The organism is Virgibacillus carmonensis (assembly GCF_057836705.1).
The window spans coordinates 1-976 of record NZ_JBYQFJ010000089.1; the positions used below are offsets into that span (position 1 = coordinate 1).

The 976-nt window shown below is 35.6% G+C and carries 2 pseudogenes; both read left to right on the forward strand.

Annotated features, from left to right (window positions below):
• Window positions 1-399 (forward strand): annotated as a pseudogene (locus AC3G7N_RS20620) (winged helix-turn-helix domain-containing protein); the annotation flags it as partial.
• A 4-nt stretch (window positions 400-403) separates the two neighbouring features.
• A pseudogene (locus AC3G7N_RS20625) lies at window positions 404-976 on the forward strand (two-component sensor histidine kinase); the annotation flags it as partial.

Below are 976 nucleotides of genomic sequence, written 5' to 3' on the forward strand. Positions count from 1 at the left end.
CAACAGGGGCAGATGACTATATAACGAAACCTTTTAATCCATTGGAACTGGTAGCCAGAATTAAATCACAGCTTCGCAGGTATATGAGAATGAGTAGCGGCATGGTTCAAAATGAAAGTGAAATTGAAATTGGAGGGATGCTAATAAATGTGTCGACACATGAAGTAACAGTAGAAGGTAAAGAAATAAAGTTAACACCACGAGAATTTTCTATTCTGGAACTTCTTTCTCGGAATCGTGGTATTGTATTTAGTTTGGAAAGAACAGTCTTTTCAATCGGATAACACAGTAATGGTGCATATTCGGAAAGTCCGCGAAAAAATAGAAGAAAACCCAAGAAAACCTATGTTTATTAAAACGGTTTGGGGAGTGGGATATAAAATTGAAAAAGAAAATTAATCCCATGAATTTTATAAAATGGTTTACTGAAAAACTGATAACTAGTATAAGACGAAGTATTCGCATTCAGTTAATTGCTGCATTTATTGTATGCGCGTTATTAGGATTTTTCGTATCGAGAATGGTAGTACCAATTTTTGAAAATATAAATAAGGTGGCTACCATTGATTACAGCTGGGGTATGGAAAGCATTAATTGGCAGGCACAGTTAGCAGCAGAAACAATAGAAAAAGAAAATACAATAGAAGCCATTAAGAAATTTATAAACGAACAAAATGCAGTTTCCGGGCGAGGTCTCAATGCTTTAAAAGTGCTGGTTACGGATAAGACTGGGAAAGTTCTGTACAAAACAGAACAAGCACAGGAAGTTCAAATAAATCTGCATGAGACCATTGGTAATGTGATGTCTTTTGCTATAAACCAACCATCCTATACAAGTGGGGAAGAACAATTAAGTGGTACTCGTAAGGAATTTATTACGTTTTATCCACTCACGATAAATAGCAAGAATTTATATATGTTTGTAAGCGGAATTCCAGAGGGCACTGTAACGTATCAAACGAAAGAAGGTCCGTTT